The 22,998-nt window shown below is 60.7% G+C and carries 19 protein-coding genes; 8 read left to right on the top strand and 11 right to left on the bottom strand.

Going from position 1 to position 22,998, the window contains the following annotated elements; translation table 11 throughout:
- The first annotated feature begins 106 nt into the window (after positions 1 to 106).
- The 6 genes from dadA to ABIE16_RS18950 all read left to right on the top strand — a co-directional run bounded on the left by dadA (position 107) and on the right by ABIE16_RS18950 (position 6,384).
- Positions 107 to 1,411, top strand: a complete 1,305-nt coding sequence (dadA, locus tag ABIE16_RS18925; protein WP_057716537.1) for a D-amino acid dehydrogenase — start codon at positions 107 to 109, stop codon at positions 1,409 to 1,411.
- Positions 1,383 to 1,736 carry a RidA family protein gene (locus ABIE16_RS18930; protein WP_057712756.1) on the top strand — a complete coding sequence of 118 codons (354 nt, stop codon included), beginning with the start codon at positions 1,383 to 1,385 and terminating at the stop codon, positions 1,734 to 1,736. The genes dadA and ABIE16_RS18930 overlap by 29 nt, the downstream gene beginning before the upstream one ends.
- 99 nt (positions 1,737 to 1,835) lie before the next feature.
- A complete protein-coding gene (gene alr / locus ABIE16_RS18935; protein ID WP_429521724.1) occupies positions 1,836 to 2,909 on the top strand; it encodes an alanine racemase in 1,074 nt (357 codons plus the stop codon).
- 127 nt (positions 2,910 to 3,036) lie between these two features.
- Positions 3,037 to 3,585: a cupin domain-containing protein gene (locus tag ABIE16_RS18940; RefSeq protein ID WP_008023455.1), complete on the top strand. Its 549-nt coding sequence runs from the start codon at positions 3,037 to 3,039 to the stop codon at positions 3,583 to 3,585.
- A gap of 182 nt (positions 3,586 to 3,767) precedes the next feature.
- Entirely contained in the window at positions 3,768 to 4,190 is a 423-nt protein-coding gene (locus tag ABIE16_RS18945; protein WP_090452146.1) for a c-type cytochrome, read from the top strand.
- A gap of 271 nt (positions 4,191 to 4,461) precedes the next feature.
- Positions 4,462 to 6,384, top strand: a complete 1,923-nt coding sequence (locus tag ABIE16_RS18950; protein ID WP_429521725.1) for an acetyl-CoA hydrolase/transferase C-terminal domain-containing protein — start codon at positions 4,462 to 4,464, stop codon at positions 6,382 to 6,384.
- Between the two features lie 134 nt (positions 6,385 to 6,518).
- On the opposite strand, the gene ABIE16_RS18955 is transcribed toward ABIE16_RS18950, so the two are convergent.
- Together ABIE16_RS18955 and rep are read right to left on the bottom strand one after the other, a co-directional pair.
- Positions 6,519 to 7,091 carry a xanthine phosphoribosyltransferase gene (locus ABIE16_RS18955; RefSeq protein ID WP_057712760.1) on the bottom strand — a complete coding sequence of 191 codons (573 nt, stop codon included), beginning with the start codon at positions 7,089 to 7,091 and terminating at the stop codon, positions 6,519 to 6,521.
- Between the two features lie 57 nt (positions 7,092 to 7,148).
- Positions 7,149 to 9,158, bottom strand: a complete 2,010-nt coding sequence (gene rep / locus ABIE16_RS18960; protein ID WP_007989511.1) for a DNA helicase Rep — start codon at positions 9,156 to 9,158, stop codon at positions 7,149 to 7,151.
- Positions 9,159 to 9,422: 264 nt separating this feature from the next.
- On the opposite strand from rep, the gene ABIE16_RS18965 reads away from it, so the two are divergent.
- Positions 9,423 to 11,096: a putative bifunctional diguanylate cyclase/phosphodiesterase gene (locus ABIE16_RS18965; RefSeq protein WP_429521726.1), complete on the top strand. Its 1,674-nt coding sequence runs from the start codon at positions 9,423 to 9,425 to the stop codon at positions 11,094 to 11,096.
- Between the two features lie 122 nt (positions 11,097 to 11,218).
- Here the strand turns inward: ABIE16_RS18965 and ABIE16_RS18970 are convergent, their stop codons facing one another.
- On the bottom strand, positions 11,219 to 12,616 hold the full coding sequence (locus ABIE16_RS18970; protein ID WP_057716538.1) for a NorM family multidrug efflux MATE transporter: 1,398 nt from the start codon (positions 12,614 to 12,616) through the stop codon (positions 11,219 to 11,221).
- 158 nt (positions 12,617 to 12,774) lie between these two features.
- On the opposite strand from ABIE16_RS18970, the gene ABIE16_RS18975 reads away from it, so the two are divergent.
- Entirely contained in the window at positions 12,775 to 13,695 is a 921-nt protein-coding gene (locus tag ABIE16_RS18975; protein WP_218494628.1) for a LysR substrate-binding domain-containing protein, read from the top strand.
- A 32-nt stretch (positions 13,696 to 13,727) separates the two neighbouring features.
- Here the strand turns inward: ABIE16_RS18975 and ABIE16_RS18980 are convergent, their stop codons facing one another.
- The 8 genes from ABIE16_RS18980 to ABIE16_RS19015 are packed head-to-tail and all read right to left on the bottom strand — an operon-like array spanning position 13,728 to position 22,997.
- Entirely contained in the window at positions 13,728 to 15,191 is a 1,464-nt protein-coding gene (locus tag ABIE16_RS18980) for a vWA domain-containing protein (protein ID WP_429521727.1), read from the bottom strand.
- Positions 15,192 to 15,247: 56 nt separating this feature from the next.
- Positions 15,248 to 15,754, bottom strand: a complete 507-nt coding sequence (locus ABIE16_RS18985; RefSeq protein ID WP_429521728.1) for a hypothetical protein — start codon at positions 15,752 to 15,754, stop codon at positions 15,248 to 15,250.
- 4 nt (positions 15,755 to 15,758) lie between these two features.
- Positions 15,759 to 16,496, bottom strand: a complete 738-nt coding sequence (locus tag ABIE16_RS18990; protein ID WP_057712765.1) for a hypothetical protein — start codon at positions 16,494 to 16,496, stop codon at positions 15,759 to 15,761.
- A 34-nt stretch (positions 16,497 to 16,530) separates the two neighbouring features.
- Positions 16,531 to 18,075: an SUMF1/EgtB/PvdO family nonheme iron enzyme gene (locus ABIE16_RS18995; protein WP_429521729.1), complete on the bottom strand. Its 1,545-nt coding sequence runs from the start codon at positions 18,073 to 18,075 to the stop codon at positions 16,531 to 16,533.
- Positions 18,065 to 19,288: an ABC transporter permease gene (locus tag ABIE16_RS19000; protein WP_090452132.1), complete on the bottom strand. Its 1,224-nt coding sequence runs from the start codon at positions 19,286 to 19,288 to the stop codon at positions 18,065 to 18,067. Before ABIE16_RS19000 ends, ABIE16_RS18995 begins: the two co-directional genes overlap by 11 nt.
- Positions 19,272 to 19,973, bottom strand: a complete 702-nt coding sequence (locus ABIE16_RS19005; RefSeq protein WP_090452130.1) for an ABC transporter ATP-binding protein — start codon at positions 19,971 to 19,973, stop codon at positions 19,272 to 19,274. The genes ABIE16_RS19000 and ABIE16_RS19005 overlap by 17 nt, the downstream gene beginning before the upstream one ends.
- Positions 19,974 to 19,983: 10 nt before the next feature.
- Positions 19,984 to 21,963, bottom strand: a complete 1,980-nt coding sequence (locus ABIE16_RS19010; RefSeq protein WP_429521788.1) for a vWA domain-containing protein — start codon at positions 21,961 to 21,963, stop codon at positions 19,984 to 19,986.
- An 11-nt stretch (positions 21,964 to 21,974) separates the two neighbouring features.
- The gene (locus ABIE16_RS19015) at positions 21,975 to 22,997 is read right to left on the bottom strand and encodes a hypothetical protein (RefSeq protein ID WP_154909803.1); all 1,023 of its coding nucleotides are present in this window, start codon (positions 22,995 to 22,997) and stop codon (positions 21,975 to 21,977) included.
- Between the last annotated feature and the right edge of the window lies 1 nt (position 22,998).

A 22,998-nucleotide genomic window follows, 5' to 3' on the forward strand; every position in this document is an offset into this window, starting at 1 on the left:
TAGGCGCTTATATAGTGAAATGCACTGGCAAATCTTTTTTACACTGCGCACATCTGAAGCTCTGAATAACAAACGTCAGCGGTTAGCCGCGATGAGGGATATGAAAATGCGCGTCATGGTCTTGGGTAGCGGCGTCATCGGTACCACCAGTGCTTATTATCTGGCTCGTGCCGGGTTTGAAGTGGTGGTTGTGGACCGGCAGCCGGCCGCTGCCATGGAGACCAGTTTCGCCAATGCCGGGCAGGTCTCGCCGGGTTATGCCTCGCCGTGGGCCGCGCCGGGCGTGCCGCTCAAGGCCATCAAGTGGCTGTTGCAGCGCCACGCGCCACTGGCGATCAAGGCCACGGCCGACATCGACCAGTACCTGTGGATGGCACAGATGCTGCGCAACTGCACCGCCAGCCGTTACGCGGTGAACAAGGAGCGTATGGTCCGTCTGTCCGAGTACAGCCGTGACTGCCTCGATGAACTGCGTGCCGAAACCGGCATTGCCTACGAAGGCCGTAGCCTTGGTACGACCCAACTGTTCCGCACCCAGGCTCAACTGGACGGCGCCGCGAAAGACATCGCCGTGCTGAAAGAGTCCGGCGTGCCGTTCGAGTTGCTCGACCGCGAAGGCATTGCCCGCGTTGAGCCGGCCTTGGCCAGCGTCACCGATATCCTCGCCGGTGCCCTGCGCCTGCCGAACGACCAAACCGGCGACTGCCAGATGTTCACCACCAAGCTCGCCGAGATGGCCGCGAACCTCGGTGTGCAATTCCGTTTCGGCCAGGACATTCAACGCCTCGACTTCGCCGGTGACCGCATCAACGGCGTATGGATCGACGGCAAGCTGGAAACCGCCGACCGCTACGTCCTGGCGCTTGGCAGCTACTCGCCGCAACTGCTCAAACCACTGGGGATCAAGGCGCCGGTGTACCCGCTCAAGGGCTACTCCCTGACCGTGCCGATCACCAACCCGGCAATGGCCCCGACTTCGACCATTCTCGACGAGACCTACAAGGTCGCGATCACCCGTTTCGACAACCGCATCCGCGTTGGCGGCATGGCGGAGATCGCCGGTTTTGACCTGTCGCTGAATCCGCGCCGGCGCGAAACCCTGGAGATGATCGTCAACGACCTTTATCCTCAGGGCGGCAATCTGGCCGAAGCGAGCTTTTGGACCGGCCTGCGCCCGACCACTCCAGATGGCACGCCAATCGTAGGCGCCACACCGTTCAAGAACCTATTCCTGAACACCGGTCACGGCACGCTGGGCTGGACCATGGCCTGTGGCTCCGGTCGCTTGCTGGCTGACCTGATGGCCAAGAGAAAGCCGCAGATCAGCGCCGAAGGCCTCGATATTTCCCGTTACGGCAACAAAACCCAGGAGTCTGCAAAGCATGTCAGTCCAGCGCCAGCTCACCAATGAGCGCATGAGTCAGATCGTCACCCATAACGGCACGGTTTACCTGGCCGGACAGGTGGGCGACGACATGAACGCCGGGATTGAACAGCAGACCCGTGAAACTCTCGCCAACATCGAGCGGTTGCTCGATCTGGCCGGCACCGACAAGCACAATCTGCTGTCGGTGACGATTTACCTGAAGGACATCGACGCGCATTTCGAAGGCATGAACGCGGTGTGGGACAAGTGGCTGCCAAAAGGCGTCGCTCCCGCCCGAGCCACCGTTGAAGCGAAATTGTGCGAACCGGAAATCCTGGTCGAGTTGTCGGTTGTCGCCGCTCTGCCATAAGCCTGTCAGAAAAGATCCCTCTCCCGGTGCTGTTGGTGGTTAACGCTGTCAGCCGGCACCGGTTTTTCTTCCCGATAACCCGACCAGAAGTCTGCCGCCATGCGTCCTGCCCGTGCCCTGATCGACCTTCAAGCCCTGCGTCACAACTACCGGATCGCCCGTGAACTCACGGGGGCTCGTGCCCTCGCGGTGATCAAGGCCGATGCCTATGGCCATGGCGCGGTGCGTTGCGCCCAGGCGCTGGAAGCCGAGGCGGACGGGTTTGCCGTGGCCTGCATCGAAGAGGCGTTGGAGCTGCGGGCGGCGGGCATTCGTGCGCCGGTCCTGCTGTTGGAAGGCTTTTTCGAAGCCGACGAGCTGGCGCTGATCGTCGAGTATGATTTCTGGTGCGTGGTGCATTCGCTGTGGCAGCTCGAAGCCATCGAAAAAGCCGCGTTGAGCAAGCCGATCACCGTGTGGCTGAAGCTCGATTCGGGCATGCATCGCGTGGGGCTGCACCCGACGGATTATCAAGCGGCCTATCGACGGCTGCTGGCCAGCGGCAAGGTCGCGAAAGTGGTGCTGATGAGCCACTTTGCGCGTGCCGATGAACTGCACGAACAGGCCAGCGCGGAGCAGGTGGCGGTATTTGAAGCGGCACGCAAGGGCTTGTCCGCCGAGGTCAGCCTGCGCAACTCGCCGGCGGTGCTCGGTTGGCCGCAGATACCGAGTGACTGGGTGCGCCCAGGCATCATGCTCTATGGCGCCACGCCCTTCGAAGAAGCCAACGAAGTGGCATCGCGGCTGCAACCGGTCATGACCCTGGAATCGAAGGTGATCAGTGTGCGCGAGTTGCCGGCTGGCGAGCCCGTCGGTTACGGCGCCAAATTCATCACCCCCAAACCGATGCGCATTGGCGTGGTGGCCATGGGTTACGCCGACGGCTACCCACGTCTGGCACCGACCGGCACGCCAGTGCTGGTTGCCGGGCAGCGCAGCCAGTTGATCGGCCGGGTATCGATGGACATGCTCTGTATCGACCTGACCGATGTGCCGCAGGCCGGTCTCGGTTCGACCGTCGAGTTGTGGGGCAAAAACATCCTCGCCAGTGATGTGGCCATGGCTGCCGGCACGATTCCTTACCAGATCTTCTGCAACCTGCGCCGAGTGCCACTGCTCTATTCCGGGGCTTAGTGAGCAGGGCTCCAGACCGGAAGTCGCCTCGCTGAGCAGGATTCAGGTCAAGGTGTTGTAAATACTGAACGCTGTCGCCATGATAACGCTCAATATTCCAACAATCTGAATCCTGGAGGCGCAAGCTTTGGACGTCGGTGAACGACTGCAATCCATCCGTAGGCTCAAAGGCCTTTCCCAGCGTGAGCTCGCCAAACGGGCGGGGGTCACCAACAGCACGATTTCGATGATCGAGAAGAACAGCGTGAGCCCTTCGATCAGTTCGCTGCGCAAGGTGTTGGGCGGGATTCCCATGTCCATGGTCGAGTTCTTTTCCGAAGAAATCCTGCAGGAAAAACCGACCCAGATCGTCTACAAGGCCAACGAGCTGATCGATATTTCCGATGGTGCCGTGACCATGAAGCTGGTCGGTCGGGCGCACCCGAGCCGGGCCATCGCATTCCTCAATGAAATCTATCCGCCAGGCGCCGATACCGGTGACGAGATGCTCACCCATGAGGGCGAGGAAACCGGCATCCTGGTCGAAGGAAAACTGGAACTGGTGGTCGGTCTCGAAACTTTTGTCCTCGAAGCCGGCGATAGCTACTACTTTGAAAGTACCAAGCCACACCGTTTCCGTAATCCGTTCGATGTGCCAGCGCGACTAATCAGCGCAGCCACACCAGCGAATTTCTAAGAAAAGAGGCGTCCTGCCAGCATCGCAGAGGTGCCCGGGCTGTTTTTCCGTCGCGGCCTAAGACCCCTCCGACTTTGGGGTTGTTTCAGTGCGGCGGGCTTACCGCTATACTTGCGCCCGCCTGCGAACCGTGGCCGTAGGCGTGACTAGCCACCATTGAGGGTGAACGCGTGAACCTAATTATGAAAATGCTGGCTGCACCAGCAACCGTATTGGCCCTATGGGCTGTCAGTGTCAGCGCTCAGGCTGCGACCAACGACGATATTGCCAAACGCCTTGAGCCAGTCGGCCAGGTTTGTGTTCAGGGTAAAGAGTGCAAGGGCATGGAAGTGGCCGCTTCCGCTGGCGGCGGTGGTGGTGCGAAAACCCCGGATGAAGTGATTGCAAAACATTGCAACGCTTGCCACGGTTCAGGCCTGTTGGGCGCGCCGAAAATCGGTGATGCCGCTGCTTGGGGCGAGCGTGCCAAGAAAGAAGGTGGTGTTGACGGCTTGCTCGCCAAGGCGATCTCCGGCATCAACGCGATGCCGCCAAAAGGCACCTGCGCCGATTGTGCAGACGCCGAGCTCAAAAGCGCTATCCAGAAGATGTCCGGCCTGAAATAAGGCGCCGCATCGTTTGCAAAAAACCGTCCCAGGACGGTTTTTTTGTGCCTGCAATTCCGCGCTGACCCTTGTAGGCGCGAGCTCGCTCGCGATGGTCGTCAACGATAACGCTGGAAACCTGGCACCCCGCGGTGCTCTCAGGTTCTTCGCGAGCGAGCTCGCTCCTACAAGGTTTTTGTGGCAGCCGATTGGCATTAACGGGCTGTTCATTGCAGCGAATCCCCGGCAAGCTCGGTCTAACCCCACGTCATGGAATGTAAGGGAGGACCTGATGGTGCAGCTGTGTTCAATCGAGCAAGCGGTCGATGACGTCTTGGCACGGTTGCCGACGCATATCCACATGGGCCTGCCTCTGGGGTTGGGCAAACCCAATCACTTCGTCAACGCGCTGTATCGACGAATCGCACAGTCGCCCGAGCGACGACTGACGATCTACACCGCGTTGTGTCTGGGGCGCCCACCCTTGGGCGATGGTTTGCAAAAGCGATTTCTCGAACCCTTTGTCGAACGGGTGTTCGGCGATTATCCGGAGCTGGAATTTCTCGCCGACCTGCGTCGCGACGGTTTACCGGGCAACATCCACATCCAGCAGTTCTTCATGCAGCCTGGCAGCCTGCTCAACAGTGCTACGGCGCAACAGGATTACGTCAGCAGCAACTACAGCCATGCGGCCCGGGACATCAACACCGCCGGGTTGAATCTGGTGGCGCAACTGGTGGCCAGCCATGCCGAGCATCCCGACCGCTTGAGTCTGAGCTGCAACCCGGACATCACCCTCGACCTATTGCCGATGATCGCCAAGCGCCGCGCCGCCGGAGAAACCATCCTGATGGTCGGCCAAGTACACAACGATCTGCCTTACATGCCCGGCGATGCGGAACTGGGCATCGACACCTTTGACCTGCTGATCGATGAGAAGGACAACACCACGCTGTTTTCCACGCCAAACATGCCGGTGGGCTTTCAGGACCATTTCATCGGCCTGCACGCCAGCACTCTGGTGCGTGACGGCGGCACCTTGCAGATCGGCATCGGTTCCATGGGTGATGCGCTGACGGCGGCGCTGCTGGCGCGGCAAGCCGACAACGACGGATACAGGGCTTTGCTGGCAGACGTAAACCTCAGCCACTGGGCGCAACTGATTGAGCGCGAAGGCGGCATCGAGCCCTTCGCCAAAGGCCTGTATGGCTGCAGTGAAATGTTCGTCAACGGCTTGTTGGTGCTGGCCGATGCCGGGATCGTGCGGCGTAAGGTTTATCCGGACGCGGCGACCCAACAGCAGGCGAATGCCGGCACCCTCGACGAAACTGCGCAAACCGATGGCATCTCGGTGCACGGCGGATTCTTCCTCGGGCCGCGCAGCTTCTATGAACGCTTGCGTGAGTTGCCGCAGAGCAAGCGGCTTGAATTCAACATGACCCGCATCAGCTACATCAACGAGCTCTACGGCCAGGAAGAACTCAAGCGCTTGCAGCGCCTGGATGCGAGGTTCATCAACACCGCGTTCACCGTGACCTTGCTCGGTGCCGCGGTAGCGGATCAGCTCGAAGACGGACGTGTGCTCAGCGGCGTAGGCGGGCAATACAACTTCGTGGTGCAGGGGCATGCGTTGCAAGGCGCGCGTTCGGTGTTGCTGCTGCGCAGCTGGCGTGAGTCTGGAGGTGACGTCAGCTCGAACATCGTCTGGGAGTATGGTCACTGCACGATTCCGCGGCATCTGCGGGACATCGTGGTCACCGAGTACGGCATCGCCGACCTGCGGGGCAAGACCGATGCGGCGGTGATTGAAGCACTGTTAAATATCAGCGACTCACGTTTCCAGTCGGGGCTGATCGCGCAGGCACAGAAAGTCGGCAAACTGCCCAAGGACTTCCGTCTCGATCCGCGCTTTACCGATAACAGCCCGCAGCGTTTGCAGGAGATTCAGGCGCGGCATCCGCAGTTGTTTCCAGAGTATCCGCTGGGTTGTGATTTCACCGAGGTCGAGCGGGATGTGTTGCGGGCGCTGAACTGGCTCAAGAGCAAATTCAAGCTGAGCGAGGTGCTGGAGTTGGGCAAGGCAGCATTGGATGCGCCGGAGCCTGCGTTGTTTCCAGAACATCTGGAGCGCATGCAGTTGGCCAGTCCGGAAGGGCTGAAGGAAGACTTGTATCAGCGCTTGCTGCTCACTGGCCTCAAGGCGACTGCGCAGTAACTGCCCCCCCCCCCAAAAACAACTGTGGGAGCGAGCTTGCTCGCGATAGCGGTGTATCAGTCAACGAAGATGTCGACTGACACTATGCAATCGCGAGCAAGCTCGCTCCCACAGGGGGATGTGCAGTGTGGCCTTTATTCGATGAAGGTTACGACGCCACCGGCCAGCGACTTCACACGCGCCAGGGACTCTACGCGATAACCCTGCGAATCCAGCTCTGCACGGCCACCCTGGAACGATTTCTCGATCACGATACCCAGGCCTGCCACGGTGGCGCCGGCCTGCTTGATGATCGAAATCAGTGCCTGGGACGCCTTACCGTTGGCCAGGAAGTCATCGATGATCAGCACGCGGTCGCTGCTGGTCAGGTGGCGCGGAGAGATGGCCACGGTGCTTTCGGTCTGCTTGGTGAACGAGTACACGGTCGCCGACAGCAGGTTTTCGGTCAGGGTCAGGGACTGGTGTTTGCGGGCGAAGATCACCGGCACGCCCAGGTTCAGACCGGTCATGATCGCCGGAGCGATGCCCGAGGCTTCGATGGTGACGATCTTGGTGATGCCCGAATCCTTGAACAGCGTGGCGAATTCGTCGCCGATCAGCTTCATCAGGGCCGGGTCGATCTGGTGGTTCAGAAAGGCGTCGACTTTCAGGACCTGGTCGGAAAGCACGATGCCTTCTTCGCGAATTTTCTTGTGCAGGGCTTCCATGAAGCTGTCCTCTGTTGGCGCCTTGTGCGCCCTAAGGTTTTAAAAAAGTGGTCAATTCTAGCGCTTTAACATCGCGCGTATATCCGCCAATGCGTTGTTGCCTCGCACGGCTTTGACTTCGGTCGGTGTGTCGTCGTTGCCTTCCCAGGCCAGGTCGTCCGGCGGCAACTCATCGAGGAAGCGGCTCGGCGCGCAATCGATGATCTCGCCGTACTGCTTGCGCTTGGCGGCGAAGGTGAAGGCCAGGGTCTGGCGCGCACGGGTAATGCCCACGTAGGCCAGGCGACGTTCTTCTTCGATGGTGTCGGCTTCGATGCTTGAGCGGTGCGGGAGGATTTCCTCCTCCATGCCCATGATGAACACGTAGGGGAATTCCAGGCCCTTGGACGCATGCAAAGTCATCATCTGCACGCCTTCGGCGCCGTCTTCCTCTTCCTGCTGGCGCTCGAGCATGTCGCGCAGGACGAGTTTGCCGATGGCGTCCTCGACGGTCATCTCGCCTTCTTCGTCTTTTTCCAGGGTGTTCTTCAGCGCCTCGATCAGGAACCAGACGTTACCCATGCGGTAATCGGCGGCCTTGTCGCTGGAGCTGTTGGTGCGCAGCCAGTTCTCGTAGTCGATGTCCATGACCATGCTGCGCAGGGCCGAGATCGGGTCTTCGCCGGCGCACTGCTCGCGCACCCTGTCCATGAAGCGCTTGAAGCGCGACAGGCGATCGGTGAAGCGGCTGTCGAGATGCTCGCCCAGGCCGATTTCGTCGGTGGCGGCGTACATCGAGATCTTGCGTTCGGTGGCGTAGTTGCCCAGCTTCTCCAGCGTGGTCGAGCCGATCTCGCGGCGCGGCACGTTGATCACCCGCAGGAAGGCGTTGTCGTCGTCCGGGTTCACGATCAGGCGGAAGTAGGCCATCAGGTCTTTCACTTCCTGACGTCCGAAAAAGCTGTTGCCGCCGGACAGGCGATACGGCACCTGGTGGTGCTGCAACTTCAGCTCGATCAGCTTGGCCTGGTAGTTGCCGCGATACAGGATCGCGAAATCGCTGTACGGGCGGTCGGTGCGCAAGTGCAGGCTGAGGATTTCCATGGCCACGCGCTCGGCTTCGGCGTCCTCGTTGCGGCACCGGATCACGCGGATCTCGTCGCCGTGGCCCATTTCACTCCACAACTGTTTTTCGAATTCGTGGGGGTTGTTCGAGATCAGTACGTTGGCGCAGCGCAGGATGCGGCTGGTGGAGCGATAGTTCTGCTCCAGCATCACCACTTTCAAGGACGGGTAGTCGTCCTTGAGCAGCATCAGGTTTTCCGGACGTGCGCCGCGCCAGGCGTAGATCGACTGGTCGTCGTCGCCCACCACGGTGAACTGGTTGCGTTTGCCGATGAGCATTTTCACCAGCAAATATTGGCTGGCGTTGGTGTCCTGGTATTCGTCCACCAGCAGGTAGCGCACCTTGTTCTGCCACTTTTCCAGGATGTCGGCATGTTCTTCGAACAGCTTCACCGGGAGCAGGATCAGGTCGTCGAAATCCACCGCGTTGAACGCCTTGAGCGTGCGCTGGTAGTGGGTGTAGACGATGGCAGCGGTCTGCTCCTTGGGGTTGCGCGCGTTTTCCAGGGCCTGGGCCGGCAGGATCAGGTCGTTTTTCCAGGCGCCGATCATGTTCTTGATCTCGTCGACGCCGTCGTCGCCCGAGTATTCCTTCTGCATGATGTCGGTCATCAGGGCCTTGACGTCGGTCTCGTCGAAGATCGAGAAGCCCGGTTTGTAGCCCAGCCGCACGTGTTCCTTGCGGATGATGTTCAGGCCCAGGTTGTGGAAGGTGCAGACCGTCAGGCCACGACCTTCGCCGGCGCGCAGCAGGGTGCCGACCCGTTCCTTCATCTCGCGGGCGGCCTTGTTGGTAAAGGTCATGGCGACGATGTACTGGGCGCGGATGCCGCAGTTCTGGATCAGGTGCGCGATTTTGCGCGTGATCACGCTGGTCTTGCCGGAGCCAGCACCGGCGAGCACCAAAAGAGGGCCGCCGACGTAGCTCACGGCTTCTTGCTGCCGGGGATTGAGTCGGGACATAGGTAAATTCAGGAGTCAGTCACGAAATGGGCCGGCATTTTAACAGGCTCAGCGAATTGTGCTGCTCTGTCCGACTTGTGACGTACCACGCTATCTGTAATTGCCGGTTTTGTTACTTTCACGCAGGATGCGCAACGAATTTGCGGCTAATGTTCGTAATTCCGGATACAAAGGTCTCGTTTTGCTCACCGATGTCATTGTCATTGGTCATCGGAACGGCATAATGCCCGTCGCCTACATCTTTGCAGAGTCTAGGGAGCTAGCTTGTCTACGCCTGTCGAACCCTTGCGTTTGCTGCTACTGGCCGAAGAGCCAGCGTGGGCAGCGTTGTTGCGCGAGTGTCTGGCTCCTATGGGGAGCTCGGTCGTGCTCATCAGCGCGCCGAGTTGGGAGTCGGTCAGCAGCCTGTTCGATGACAACCGCAGCGCGGTGTTATTGACCATCCCGCAACTTCAGCCGGCGCCGGGCCGTTGCAGCCTGCCGACGGTGTTGTTGCTCGACCATGAGCCGCTGATCCCGCCCGACGGTGTGAGTGACTGGTTGGTGCGCGATCATCTCGATCCCGGCATGTTGCGCCGTTGCCTACGCCATGTGCGCGAACGTGGCGTTCTGGAAAACACCCTTCAACGTCTGGCCGAGCAAGATCCGCTGACCGGCATCGCTAACCGCCAGGGCTTCCAGACTCTGCTGACGGCGCGCCTGGCGGAAAACGACGGTCGCGGCCTGGCCCTCGGTCATCTCGACCTCGACAACTTTCGTTATGCCAACGACGCCCTCGGCCATCAGGCCGGTGATCGCCTGATCCTGCAAGTGGTGGCGCGGCTCAAGAGTCAGCTTGAGGCCGGCGATCAACTGGCGCGCCTGGGCAGTGATGAATTCGCTCTGCTGATCGACACCCGTCGTGCTCCCCAGCGTGCCGAGTGGATGGCCGAGCGCATCAGCGAAGTACTGGCCGAGCCTTATTGGGTCGATGGCGAAAGCCTGTTGATCGGTTCCAGCCTGGGCATTGCCTACGCCCGGGCCCAGGCCGGTGCGGATCCGCTGATGTGGCATGCGCACATCGCCATGCAGCAGGCCAAAAGCACCCAGGGCTGCACCTTTCACATTTTCAACGAGCGCATCAATCGCAATGCCCGCAGCATCGCCGACCTCGAAACCGAGCTGCGTCGGGCACTGCGCCGCGATGAGCTGGAGCTGCATTACCAGCCACGGCTGAACCTCGAAGACGGGCAGATCGTCGGCCTCGAAGCTTTGGTGCGCTGGCGGCATGCCGAGCGCGGCTTGCTTCCACCGAGTGAATTCGTGCCGCTGGCCGAGCAAAGTGGTCTGATCGTGCCGCTGGGCTACTGGGTAATTTCCCGGGCCTTGCGCGACATGCAGGCGCTGCTCGAGCTGGGATTGCCACCGTTGCACATGGCGATCAACCTGTCATTCCGGCAGTTCCAGGACAGCCAGTTGCTTTCGACCCTCAGTCGCCTGATTGCCGAGCGCGGTGTCGAGGCGCAGTGGCTGGAGTTCGAACTGACCGAAACCGCCGTGATGCGTCGCAGTGATCTGGTCAAGCAGACCATGGACGCCCTCGGGCGCCTCGGTGTGCGCTTCTCCCTCGACGACTTCGGCACCGGGTTCTCGTCGTTCGTGCACCTCAACAGCCTGCCGATCACCTTGCTGAAGATCGACAAGAGCTTTGTCGGCGGCATGGAGCAGCGTGAGGAAAACCGCAAACTGGTCCACGCGATGATCAACCTGGCGCACAACCTCAACCTCGAGGTGGTCGCAGAAGGCGTGGAAACGCCGGAGCAACTGGATCTGCTGCGTGGGTTTGAATGCGATCAGGTGCAGGGGTATTTGATCAGCAGGCCTTTGCCGCTGGCCGAACTGGTGGAGTATCTGACGTTTGGCAGCAATCAGCAGCCGATGCTGGAAATCGTGGGCTGAGGTTGCCACAGAGCCCTGTAGGAGCGAGCTTGCTCGCGATAAACCTGAGAACGCCGCGGGGCACCTGCCAACCAGCGTTATCGTTGACGACCATCGCGAGCGAGCTCGCTCCTACAGGGGGCTCAGTCAGGCTGAGCAACCTCGAAACGCTGCACTGACGTCGTGTCGCGCTTGATCATCCGCTTCATCTTCCACTCAAATCCCAGCGTCAGGCTCACCGCCGCACACGCCAGCCCCAGCGCCAGGCCCCACCAGACGCCCGTTGGCCCCCAGTCCAGGTGGAACGCCATCCACCACGCCGCCGGTGCGCCAATCAGCCAATAGCAACCCAGGCCGACCAGGAAAGTGGTCTTGGCATCCTTGAGTCCGCGGATACAGCCCATGGCAATGGTTTGCGTGCCGTCGAACAGTTCGAACCATGCCGCCACCGCCAACAGGCTCACGGCAAGGTTGATGACATCGCGAAACGCCGGGTCGTTGTGGTCGAGGAACAGGCCGACCAACTGGTTTGGCAATAGCCAGAAGACCATGGCGAAACACAGCATCGCCGCCGCCCCGAAGGCAATGCCGACCCGCCCGGCCAGCCGCGCATCCAGCAATTGCCCGGCGCCGTAATGCTGGCCGATGCGCATGGTGATCGCATAAGAAATCCCCGCCGGGACCATGAACGCCACCGAAACGATTTGCAGGGCAATCTGATGAGCCCCCAGCTGTGTGCTGCCCATGGTGCCCATGCACAGCGCGGCGAAGGCAAACAGCCCGACTTCCACCGCGTAGGTGCCGCCAATCGGCAGGCCCAGACGCCACAGCTCCTTCAGGTACTGGCGGTTCAGCCGCGACAGGCCCTGGCGCAGCGGATAGGCCTCATAAGCCGGATGCCGACGAATGTGCCACGCCAGCGCAAGTGCCATCAGGTTGGCGACAATCGCCGTGACCAGCCCGATGCCCGTCAGCCCCAGTTTCGGCAGGCCGAACATGCCGGTAATCAGCGCATAGTTGAGCAGGAAGTTGGCGACCGTACCGCCAACACTGATGACCATCACTGGCGTTGCACGGCCAATGGCGCTGGTGAACCCGCGCAGGGCCATGAAGCTCAGGTAGCCGGGCAGGGCGAACGGCAGGAAGATCAAAAACTGCCCGGCTGCGTTGACGTTGCTTTCAGTCTGGCCGAACAGCAGCAGCACCGGTTTGAGGTTCCACAACAGCAAACCGGCGACCAGCGCCATCAGCCACGCCAGCCACAACCCGGCCTGGGTCAGTCGAGTGGCCCCGACAATATCGCCGGCACCCTGACGGATCGCCACCAGGGTGCCGACCGCCGCAATCACGCCGATGCAGAAAATCGACACGAACGAATAGGTCGCCGCACCGAGCCCGCCACCGGCCAGGGCCTCGGGACTCAGGCGCGCCATCATCAGGGTGTCGGTGAGGACCATCAGCATGTGCGCCAACTGCGAGGCAATCAACGGCCCCGCCAGCCGCAGGATGGCCCAGAGTTCAGTACGTGCTGGATGCTGCATGGTCATCACGCTCGATTATCAAAGGGAACAGGAAAGCACCGATTCTCGGCGCTCTGCACGGTTTTCACAAAGGGATAAAAAGGATGGATAGCATGATTCAAACTCATGCTGGAGAGTTTCTGCTAGGGTAGGCGAACCCCGCAGTAGGAGCTTTCCCAATGTCCCGTCGTCTTCCTCCCTTGTATGCCCTGCGCGCATTCGAAGCGGCGGCGCGGCACAGTTCGTTTACCCGCGCGGCCGAAGAGCTGTCGATTACCCAAAGTGCGGTCAGCCGGCATATTCGTACGCTCGAAGAGCATTTTGCCTGCCGCTTGTTTCATCGCAGTGGGCGCAACCTGCAACTGACCGAGTCGGCCCGTTTGCTGTTGCCGGGCATTCGCGAAGGCTTCACCGCCCTGGAGCGGGCCTGCAATACCTTGCGCGCCGAAGACGACATCCTGCGCATGAAAGCTCCGTCGACCCTGACCATGCGTTGGTTGCTGGCGCGCCTCAGCCGCTTCCGTCATCTGCAGCCGGGCAACGAAGTGCAATTGACCAGTGCCTGGATGGACGTTGACTCAGTGGATTTCAATGACGAACCGTTCGACTGTGCCGTCATCCTCAGCAATGGGCATTTTCCACCGGACTGGGAGGCGACTCTCCTGTTCCCCGAAGAGCTGATTCCGGTGGGCGCGCCGAATCTTCTGAAGGATCAACCATGGGACGTCGCGCGCCTGGCCAGTACCGAGCTGCTGCACCCGACACCGGACCGCCGTGACTGGCGCAACTGGCTGGAGCGCATGGGCCTGACCGATCAGGTTTCGCTCAAGGGCGGTCAGGTGTTCGACACGCTGGAACTGGGCATGATTGCAGCCGCCCGTGGCTACGGCGTGTCCATGGGCGATTTGCTGATGGTCGCGGAGGATGTCGCGCAGGGACGTCTGAGTTTGCCGTGGCCGACAGCCGTCGCCAGCGGTGAGAATTATTTCCTGGTCTGGCCGAAAACCCGCCCCGGAGGCGAGCGTTTGCGCCGCCTCAGCGATTTTCTTTTGGGTGAGGTTCGGGCCATGGAGTTACCGGCGGTCAAGCACCTGAGTTGAATCATCGCAGGCAAGTCGGATCAGTCCCCAAGCTAATCGCACTTGGCATTGCTGGATACTTCCTTGCTCGCCTGTTTCAACAGGTTACCCAACTCAGCCGCATTGGTGCTGTTGTAAACCCGACCTCCGGTGTTTTCAGCGATACAGCGTGACGGGCCGCCAGCACCGATTTTCACCACGTTGACCCGCAGGCGCGGTTGTTCCCTGGCGATTCGACGGGATACCGCGCAAACGTCCTGCCCGCAACCGTCTTCACCGTCGACGAACATCACGATCACCGCATCGTTATTGCGCCCGTCGACGGTACTCGCCGCGTGGGCCAGGCTGTCGGCCAGCGGTGTGCCGTCGTCGGGAACCAGGCCTCGAATCCCGTTGATCAGCCGCGGGCGGTCGCCGAACTTGAACAAACCCTGGTCCGGTGTTCTTTCGCAGCCGGCGAAGGTGATCAGGCGTGTGTCGATCTTCGGGTCCAGCCCGTTGATCATGCCGGCCAGCGAGTCCTTGGCGACGTCCATGCGGCTGGGTTTGGCGGTAAGCCGCATGGTGCGGTTCGGGTCCAGGAGCTTGTTGATGTCAGGACCGAAGAACCAGTCCTCGTCGGATTTCACTGACTTGATGTTCAAATCCATCGAACCCGAGGTGTCGAGCACCACCACGAACTGCGGGACCTCTGACTTCGGCGCTGTTTTGCGGCATGCGAAGTTGTCCAGCGTCGGGGCGGGTGGCGGGGCAGCCACTACCGGTTTTGGTGGTGGAACCGGTTTGGGTGGCGGGGTCGGCTTGGGTTCCGGTGCCGGTGCCGGCTTTGGTGGCGGGACCGGCTTGGGTTCCGCTACCGGCTCTGGCGTGGGTTCTGGTGCCGGAACAGGTTTCGGTTCCGGTTCCACGACAGGTTCGGGGACAGGTTCAACCGGTTTCTCAACAGGCGTCACTACTGGTGCCACCGGCGCTACAGGCGGAACTGCAACAACCGGCTCACGGTGCAGGAACCACCAGAGCCAGAGCGCCAGAAGCAGCAACAGCAGCGCGAGCAAGGCTGCCGCGATCCACCAGCCACGACGCGACGGCGGTAGGACGGGCACCACTGGCGGCACGATCGGTTTGGGCGGACGCTGGTTCCACCGCACCACCAAAGGCTCACCGTTGAGGCTGTAGAGTTTGTCCAGCTCAGGCGTACCGAGCAGGCTGCGCAGGTCATTCGCTTCCGTCGTTTGACCGCGTTTTTGCAGTTCATCCGCCAGCTGTCCGAGGGACGTCTGACGCACTTCATAGGTTTCCAGCAAACGTCGTTGCGCGTCCTCGTTGAGATCGGCATAAGGCGTGGGTTGGCCACCCAGTTCGGTCCACCATTCCAGCACGTCGCCGCTGCCCATCCGCGGGATAGCAAACAGACTGGCGACGGTCGGCGGAAAGTGTTTCTGGATGAGGGCGACTTTGGCTTGCAGCGCACTCATCCCCTCCGATGTGGCTTGCGCATCCCTGATGACCCGCTGCATGACGACGATTCCTGAAAAAGTGCAGGCATCCATCGGGACGCTTGCGGGGTGAAAAGTTACTCTTCGTAGCCGAGGCTGAATTGCAGCTGATTGACCTTCTTCTGCAACGTTTTCAGCTCTTGCTGCTTGGCCGCGAGTGTTGCGGGTGTTGATTTGGCCGTTGGCGCCGATTGCGAAGCCTTGAGCTGCTTCTCGAGGTCGGCAATCTGCTTCTGCACCTGGGCCTCATTGCCACGCCGAGCCTTGAGCGAGGTCAGCAGTTGTGCCAGCGACTGATTCAGCGCCGCCTGGGATTTCTGCTGGCTGGCCAGATCGGTCTTGGTGCTGAGCTGCTGGGCCTGAATGTTCTCGTACACCTGACGGAACATTGCGTTTTGCTGTCGGGACTCGCTCAGGGCCAGTTCCTTCTGCTTGACCTGATCGCTGTAACCACCGGAGTAGTCACAGTTCATCTTGGTTAGCAGGCTGCTGTCGCGATTGGTTGCATCGCATTCGCCGGGCGGGGTCGCGCAACCGCTCAGGGCCAGGACGGCAGTGATGACCATTAGTTGTCGTAGCGTCATGTGCTTAACCCAGGGTGATTGCGGAGCGTTGGCTGTACAGAGCGTCGACTTCCTTCTGCAGGCTGACGACTTTCTGGTTCATTCTCTGAATGTTCATGTCCACCTGTCGGATCTCGGCGCTGGTGCCTTGCGAACGCTCGGCGTCTGCCACTTTTCTGTACTCGGTGACCTTGGTACGCATGTTGGCAAGGTCTTTGCGCAGGCGTGCGATGTCCGAGTCGATCCCGGCGATTTGCGCCTGAGCCCTGCTCTTGTCGACTTTCTTGTTGGCGATGTCCTTTTTGATCTGGGCAATTTGCGCATTGTCATCATTGATCACTTGCTGAGCGGTCGCAGTCCGGGCGATCACGTTCTGTGTGTCTTGTTCGACGTCGCTGTTCATCTTCGCCAAGCGGGTGGTGGTGTCGGCGTATTGGGCGCGACGTTGATCCAGGTAATAGTTCGCGCCCATGGCCACGCCACACGCGGTAATACCGGCGGCGATGACGCACACGGTTTTATTGCTGCTGTTGGACAGCGCGCAAGCGAGGATGCCGACACCGGCGCCGACGGCGCAGGCCTGGTAACCGGACTTGCTGAAGAACTCTGCGTCATTGCCCTGGGTCAGGCGCGGGTCGGCACCGTCGCCTTCGCCTTCGCCCAACATGGAGCTGCCGGTGTTGGCGCAACCGCTCATTAGCAGGCTGCCGGCGACTACGAAAGCGATCTGTAGCTTGAAGCGAGTCCAAAGGCTGCGCGACATGGTGAAACTCCTACGTAACGGTGTTGACGCGTTGTTATTGAGTGACGGTTTTGCAGCTGGTCAGCCAGGCTTCAGTGTCGATTTTCTGCTTTTGCAGGAACGCCTTCTGATTGGCCCAGTGGGTGCGCAAGTAAGGTTTGAGGTCTTGCAGCTGTTTGTTGCGGGTGATGATTTCTTCCATCACCGGGACTTGCGATTCAAGCAGTGGCTGGCCGTACAAGGTAGCCGATTCCACCAGGCTGCTGGCGTAGTAGCGGCTGAGTTTGTGCAGGCGATCCTTTTGCTCGTTGAGCTTGCCTTTACGCATGTCGCAACTGGCATCTTTGTCTGCGCTTTCGCAGTTGAGCTTGTAGTTCTTTTGCAGGAAGTCGACGTACTGGCCGTCGTCGAGCATCTTGGTGCACAGGAACGCACCCAGGTTGAGGCTGGCGCGGATCGCCTGGTCGCGGGTTTCTTCCTGCTGCTGGTTGCTGGCGCGCAACTGGTTCTCCAGGGCCTGGAGCTTTTCCTTGAGCGCTTTGTCTTCGACACCCGAGGCGAGGCTGTTCAGCGATTGTACGGTGCCTTTGTCGGCGGATTCGGTTTCCTTGCTGCGGGTGCCGAGTTTCTTCCAGCTGCTTTCGATGCTGGCGACCCGTTCGCGAGAGGTTAGGGTCGGGGAGACCAGCACCAGTCGCAGGCCGGAGGTCTTGTTTTTCACCTGGCCTTCGGCGTTGTAATACGGCTCTTCCTTACGCAATGCCGTACGCAGGTCGGCCTGGGCGGTCAGGTAGTTGCCGCCACGGACGACATAGCCGCCGGCCTGACCGTGCTGGCGGTCGAGTTTGTTCAGGCGAAACGGCTCGAACATCATTTCGTCGACGTTACCGAGCATGTCATGCAGGCCCAGCGGGTTGGGCTTTTGCAGACCGGTCAATTGCACTTTGCCGTTGGACGATTGCGCCCCGGCGAACCACTCGTAGGCGTTGATGCCTTCTGGCATCGGGTAGTGCGTGTCGCGGAATTCAGCGGCACCGACTTCCAGCCCGCCGCGCGCGGCGAACTCCCACTCGACCTCGGTCGGCAGGCGCAGGAAACCCTGGGCACCGTCTTCCTTGGGCAGCTTGCCGGCGGCGTTTTTGCGCAGCCACAGGTTGTACTTGTCGGCGGCGTCGATGGCTTGCACCCAGCTCACCGCCGTTTGCGGCAAGCGCATTTTGGTGGCAGCGGTGGGGCAGGTCGCTTCGGTCAGCGCGGCGTATTGCAACTGACTCATCTCGTACTTGGCCATCAGGTAGTAGCGGGACTTGTCGTTCCTGGCCCCGGTAAAACTGCCGGCGATAAAGGTCGGGCGGGTCTGCTCGACATAGCCGTATTCCGCGCCGTCCTGACCGATGTTGATCGGGTAGTCATCCAAGGGACCTGCGACCGGAATGAACACTTTGCGAAACACCATCGAACCTTCGCAGGGCATCGGCAGCACGACGTCGCCAGCCACGGGCATCGGGTTGTAATACTTCTCTTCCCAGCCCGCCGCCGAGGCGTCGAGCAAGTAGCCGAGACTCAGGGGTAACAGCAAGCCAAAACGTTTATAGCTCACGCAGACTCTCCGCAGGTTGGATGTTGATGGCTCTCAGCGCGCCGATCATGGCCACCAGGGCAGCGACCAGAAAGGTCAGGAGCAGTGCGGCAACGCCGTGCCAGACCGTGATGTGGCAAACGAAGGTACCGGTGGCCTGGCTGCTGCCGAGCAGGGAGTCGAACAAATGACTGCCCACGGTATAAAACCCCAGCCCGCCCACGTAGCCGGCCAAACTCAGCACCAGCGCTTGCAGGACCACGAAACCGCCGACGGACCTGCGCTTGAAGCCCAGCAGACGCAGGACCGCCAGGCTTTTGCGTTTACGATCGATGTTGGCCAGGAACGCGCCAACCATGGACGCCACGCAGCCGATCAGTGCCGCCATGGCGATCACACCGAAGATCAACCCCAGCACATGGTTGATGGCTTTGACGTTGTCGATGTCGGCCAGTCGGCTCGACGTTTCGATGTGTTGTTCGTTGAGCCAGTGTTCCAGCGGCGCGACCTGGTCGATGTCGCGCGCATACACGCGGGCGCGGGCATACAGCGGTTGTAGATTCCCCTGAGGCTTGCCGGTGGTAACGCCGAACTCACTGACCTGATAACCGTCGCGAAAGCGCTCCAGATCCAGCAGCAGCGGCGGGGCGACAAACCCGGCAGCGCGACCGAAGCGGGCACCGTCGAGCACGGCCAGTACCGTCAGCGTCATCTCGCCGCGTTCATTGACACCTTCCAGGCGGCGCAAGGCCCGTAGCTGCACGCTGTCGCCGGCCTTGGCCTGCAAGCGTTGCGCTGCGCTGGCGCTGAGGATCACCTGATTGCCGACGGGGTTGAGGGACGCCAGATTCAGCTGTGGGTCGCCGGGCTCGGTGGCGATGATTTCCGCGCCTTCGACAAAGCGTTGCATGCCGATCAGCAGGTCCGCCTGGGTATTGAGCGAGCGGGTCTGGCCGAGGGCAAAGCCGGTCTCGGGGCGCAGGCGCAAACGCTCGATCCAGGCTGCGTCGTAGTTACCGTTGCTGAGCATCTTCACTTCAAGGTTGCGCGGGTCGCGCAGCAGTTCGTCCTGCAGCTGGCTGACCACCCCGTGTTTGAGCCCGAACAGCAACAACAACGGCGCGATCACCGCCACCAGGGAAGCGGCGATACACAGCGAGACCTTGCGGTCGTGCCAGAGGTCTTGCAGTGCCAGTGAGCCCAGCAGGCGCAAGCGATCAGTCCATCGGTTCAAACAGAGTCTCTCCCAGATGGTTGATAGCACCGAGTCGCGGCAACCCGAAATCCTTCAGCAGGGCCCAGTCATGGGATACAACGAGCGCACTCAGGCCCATGCTCGACACCAGGCTCAGGAGCAACTCGAACAAACGCCGGGCACTATGAGGGTCGAGCGCGGCGGTCGGCTCGTCGGCCAACAGCAGCAGCGGTTCATGGGCAATTGCCCGAACGCAGGCGACGCGCTGGCGCTCGCCAATCGACAAGGCCTGGGGTTGTTTGTCCAACAAGCCTTGCAGGCGCAATACGTCAACGGCGTGGTCGATGTGATCGCTCTTCGCCTGCATCCCGAGCAAACGGCGCGGCAGGCTGATGTTGTCTCTCACGCTCAGGAACGGCAGCAAGCCGCCGCTCTGCAAAATGAATCCCAAGTGCCGTGAACGCACCGCTGCAAGCGCAGGCTGATCGTCAGTGGCCAGCAGTTGGGCGATATCCTGAGCGTGCGTCGGGCCCAGCCGGAAGCGCTCGAGTTCTACCGGTGCGAGCAACAGACCGATGGCTTCGAGCAACGTGCTTTTGCCGCTGCCGCTCTCACCCGTGACGGCGAGGATTTCTCCGGCGCCGATCCGCAGGTGCGGCAGTCGCACGTGATGAGCCTGTGCGCCTTCTCCACGGCGCACCAGCATGTTCTTGATTTCGAGCATCGGCGTCTCGTCAGGGCATCATTTCCAGCGGGACGGGGTAGACGTTGTCCCGCGCATCGCTGTCTTTGGCTAAGGCTACCCAACGGTCGACATCGGCGTTGTAACGCTGGTAATGCCGCAGTTTGGTGTTCAGCGTGCGGATGAATTTTTCTTGTGCCAGACCATCCCAGCTCTTCCAGGTCTCTTCATCCAGGTTCAGCACTTCACTCTGATAAGGCAGGTCTTCAAGGTATTCACCGAGCACGCCCATGTCCGCCAGTTTGGCGTTGCTGTTCTGTTTGAGCTGATTGGGATCGGCGCCCATGGTCGCCGCCACCGAGCGCAGGCGATTGAACATGTCCGTTGGCGAAATCAGGCCCTCGTTGGCGGCATCGAGAATCTGCTTCATCACGTCGCTCAAGTCGCTGAGCTGTGACTTGGTCAGCAGCACCCGCACGTCGGTGGTCGGAATGTTCTGCTTGATCAGGTCGCGGTCGGTGATCCATGCCTTGAACACTGGCGGGGCCTTGCTGTTGGTCCTCTCGCCGAGATAGGCGAGTTGCATGGCGTGGCCGATCAGCGCCGCGTCTTCGAGCATTTTTTTCTCGGCCGGGTCCTGCTTGGCGTTCGCCGCGCTGCCGATGGCGTCTTCGCCCATATAGGCGGCTTTGACTTGTGTAGTGATCGCTGCGGCCAGTGTGTCGACCTTGCGCCCGAATTCTTGCACATCGCCTGCGTTTACCGGGTAGTACAGCGAAGTGTTGGTACCCGGGTAGGTCGACAGATTCCGGTATTGCGCCTCGGCCTTGGCATGGTCCTTGGCACCGGCCGGGGTTTTCAGGTGCAGCGTGTAAATCGCCACACCCGGGTTGGCGGCTTCGATACGTACCTGTGCAGCGCTCAAGCCGGTCTTCGACAGCTTGTCGTCGCCTTCGATGGCGCCCGCATCGGTGATCAGCACCACGTAGCGTGCGCCGAACTGGCTCCAGTCGACCTTGTCGATGCTCTCTATGACCCCGGCAAACGAGTCTTCATCGAAGCTGCTGCTCGACACGTTAGCCTGTTTGAGGTCTTTGATCCTGGCGAAAAAGTCGGCGCTGTCTTTCACCTTGGTAGGGTCGGCGTACATCTTGGTGGTGTATTCCAGCCCCGGTACTGCCTGGGTGTTGGAGCGGAAAGCCACCAGGCCGAACTTGACCTGCTTGCCGAGGTTCTGCGCTTCGATCTTCTGGTAAACCTTGCGGATCGCCTCGCGGGTGCGGTCGATATAGGGGTCCATCGAGATCGTCGAGTCGATGACAAATACCACGGCCGCGCTGAATTCCTTCAGCTGGTTGGCCTTTTTCTCTTCGGCTTCCTTGCTGCCGGCAGGGCTGTTTACAGCCCCGCCCTTGGCGTTCTTGTCATCCGGCTTGCTGACGGAGGCCACATTGAGCAGGCGCGTGCGGAAACCGCTTTCGGTCATGACTTCTTCGCCACTGAGCACTGGCAGCAGGTAGAACTGCTTTTGCAGGTCGACGAAGTATTCAGGTTCTTCAGCCAGTACGCCCGGTGCTTGCAGGCCCTTTTTCAGCGTGGCCCGCAGCGGCGCGACTTTGCTGACCGGGTCCGGTGCATCGAGGATGCCTTCGACGGTGGCGCGGTCCTTGAAGAACAGCAGCCGGTCGCGGTTGGCCGGGTTAGTGAAGGCCAGCGTCAGCTGCATCTTCCAGTCGGTGGTGCAGCTGGCAGGCAGCCAGCCAATGGTTTTGCCATAACTGTCGGGACCGACTTTCAGCCATTCGGCATTGTTCGCTTGCGCACGTTCGTACACATAGAAGCGGCTGAAGACCGGTTGTGCTTCACCTTCGGCACCGCCCGCCGTCGAGCTGATTTTGCAGCCCGGTGTGGTCAGCACGCGTTGGAACAGGGTCTTTTTACCGGCCTGGATCAGCGGTTTGTCATCGGCCTGGGACAGTGGGCTGATGCACAGCGCGAGCAAGGCGGCACCGCTCAGCAGGAATCGACTCATGGGTGAACGCATCACTTCTGCAACTCCTCGAAACGCTGCTTGGCTTCGGCATTGTTCGGGTCCTGGGTGAGGATGGTTTCATACCAGTAGGCGGCGGTGGCGTTGTCCGCAGCCGGGAAGCACTCGCTGGCCTTCAGGTATTTAGGGTCGTATTCACGGGCATAGGCGTTGGCGATCAGCACGTCACCAGCCTGGGCACGGTTGGCGTACAGGCGCTGGGCGACGCCGCAGTGTTTACTGGCCTTGGCCTGGTCGATGATCTCCAACAACCTGGCACTGTCGGGTGCCGCCTTGATGCAGGTCTGGACGAAGGTCAACTCGGGCAGGCTGTTCATACTGTCGAGGGTGCAGGCTTGAGCATTGGCGCCGGCAGGTGCGCTGGCAGTGGCTGCAACCGCAGGCGCTGGGGTGCGTTTGTAGAACCAGAATCCGGCGCCCGCCGCCAGCAACAACACCACAATCAACAGGCCGATCAGACCTTTGTTGCTTTTCTTCACCGGTGCGGGAGGCGGCGTATAGGCGCGCTCGGTGAGTACCGATTCCAACTCCACTTCTGGCTCGGCGGTGGACAGGGTCAGTTCAGGCAAATCCGGGATCTCCGGGATCTCCGGTGCCGGTGCGCTCGGCGCCGTCAGTTCGGCACCGCCGTAAGTCGAGCGTGTCTGGCCGCCGGCCGTGGACGGCAGCAAGCCGACGCCTGGCCGAACCACGCCTTTGTCGGCGTGGCCTTGGCTCTGTTCACGCAGTTCGATCTGGAATTGCGAGTTGGCGCCGCCTTCCAGCAGTGGGTCAACCACGTCCGGTCCGACCTGGGTTTCCAAAGCTTCGCCGTTGGCCGCGAGGTTGAAACGCGAGACCTTGAACCAGAATGGATTGTTGCTCCAGGCCTTGTGGTCCTGAAGGTAAAAACCGTCCTGGTTGCGCTGAATGGAAAACTCCAACTGTTCCTCGTCACCCTGCCATTTCTTCACAGTGAGGCGAGCCTGGCCAGGCACATTGGGCTCTAACGCGAGCAGGTCGACACGAATTGGCATT

Origin of the sequence: Pseudomonas sp. 2725 (assembly GCF_050434585.1) — a bacterium.
Classification (GTDB): Bacteria; Pseudomonadota; Gammaproteobacteria; order Pseudomonadales; family Pseudomonadaceae; genus Aquipseudomonas; species Aquipseudomonas jessenii.

Bases quoted from the DNA above. Each gene is read 5' to 3' on its own strand.
- ABIE16_RS18950 (WP_429521725.1), top strand. From the start codon at position 4,462: ATGGTGCAGCTGTGTTCAATCGAGCAAGCGGTCGATGACGTCTTGGCA.
- alr (WP_429521724.1), top strand. From the start codon at position 1,836: ATGCGTCCTGCCCGTGCCCTGATCGACCTTCAAGCCCTGCGTCACAAC.
- ABIE16_RS18930 (WP_057712756.1), top strand. From the start codon at position 1,383: ATGTCAGTCCAGCGCCAGCTCACCAATGAGCGCATGAGTCAGATCGTC.
- ABIE16_RS18975 (WP_218494628.1), top strand. From the start codon at position 12,775: ATGTCCCGTCGTCTTCCTCCCTTGTATGCCCTGCGCGCATTCGAAGCG.
- ABIE16_RS18985 (WP_429521728.1), bottom strand. From the start codon at position 15,754: ATGACGCTACGACAACTAATGGTCATCACTGCCGTCCTGGCCCTGAGC.
- ABIE16_RS18955 (WP_057712760.1), bottom strand. From the start codon at position 7,091: ATGGAAGCCCTGCACAAGAAAATTCGCGAAGAAGGCATCGTGCTTTCC.
- ABIE16_RS19015 (WP_154909803.1), bottom strand. From the start codon at position 22,997: ATGCCAATTCGTGTCGACCTGCTCGCGTTAGAGCCCAATGTGCCTGGC.
- ABIE16_RS18990 (WP_057712765.1), bottom strand. From the start codon at position 16,496: ATGTCGCGCAGCCTTTGGACTCGCTTCAAGCTACAGATCGCTTTCGTA.
- ABIE16_RS19010 (WP_429521788.1), bottom strand. From the start codon at position 21,963: ATGAGTCGATTCCTGCTGAGCGGTGCCGCCTTGCTCGCGCTGTGCATC.
- dadA (WP_057716537.1), top strand. From the start codon at position 107: ATGCGCGTCATGGTCTTGGGTAGCGGCGTCATCGGTACCACCAGTGCT.
- ABIE16_RS18980 (WP_429521727.1), bottom strand. From the start codon at position 15,191: ATGCAGCGGGTCATCAGGGATGCGCAAGCCACATCGGAGGGGATGAGT.
- ABIE16_RS18945 (WP_090452146.1), top strand. From the start codon at position 3,768: ATGAAAATGCTGGCTGCACCAGCAACCGTATTGGCCCTATGGGCTGTC.
- rep (WP_007989511.1), bottom strand. From the start codon at position 9,158: ATGTCCCGACTCAATCCCCGGCAGCAAGAAGCCGTGAGCTACGTCGGC.
- ABIE16_RS18970 (WP_057716538.1), bottom strand. From the start codon at position 12,616: ATGCAGCATCCAGCACGTACTGAACTCTGGGCCATCCTGCGGCTGGCG.
- ABIE16_RS19005 (WP_090452130.1), bottom strand. From the start codon at position 19,973: ATGCTCGAAATCAAGAACATGCTGGTGCGCCGTGGAGAAGGCGCACAG.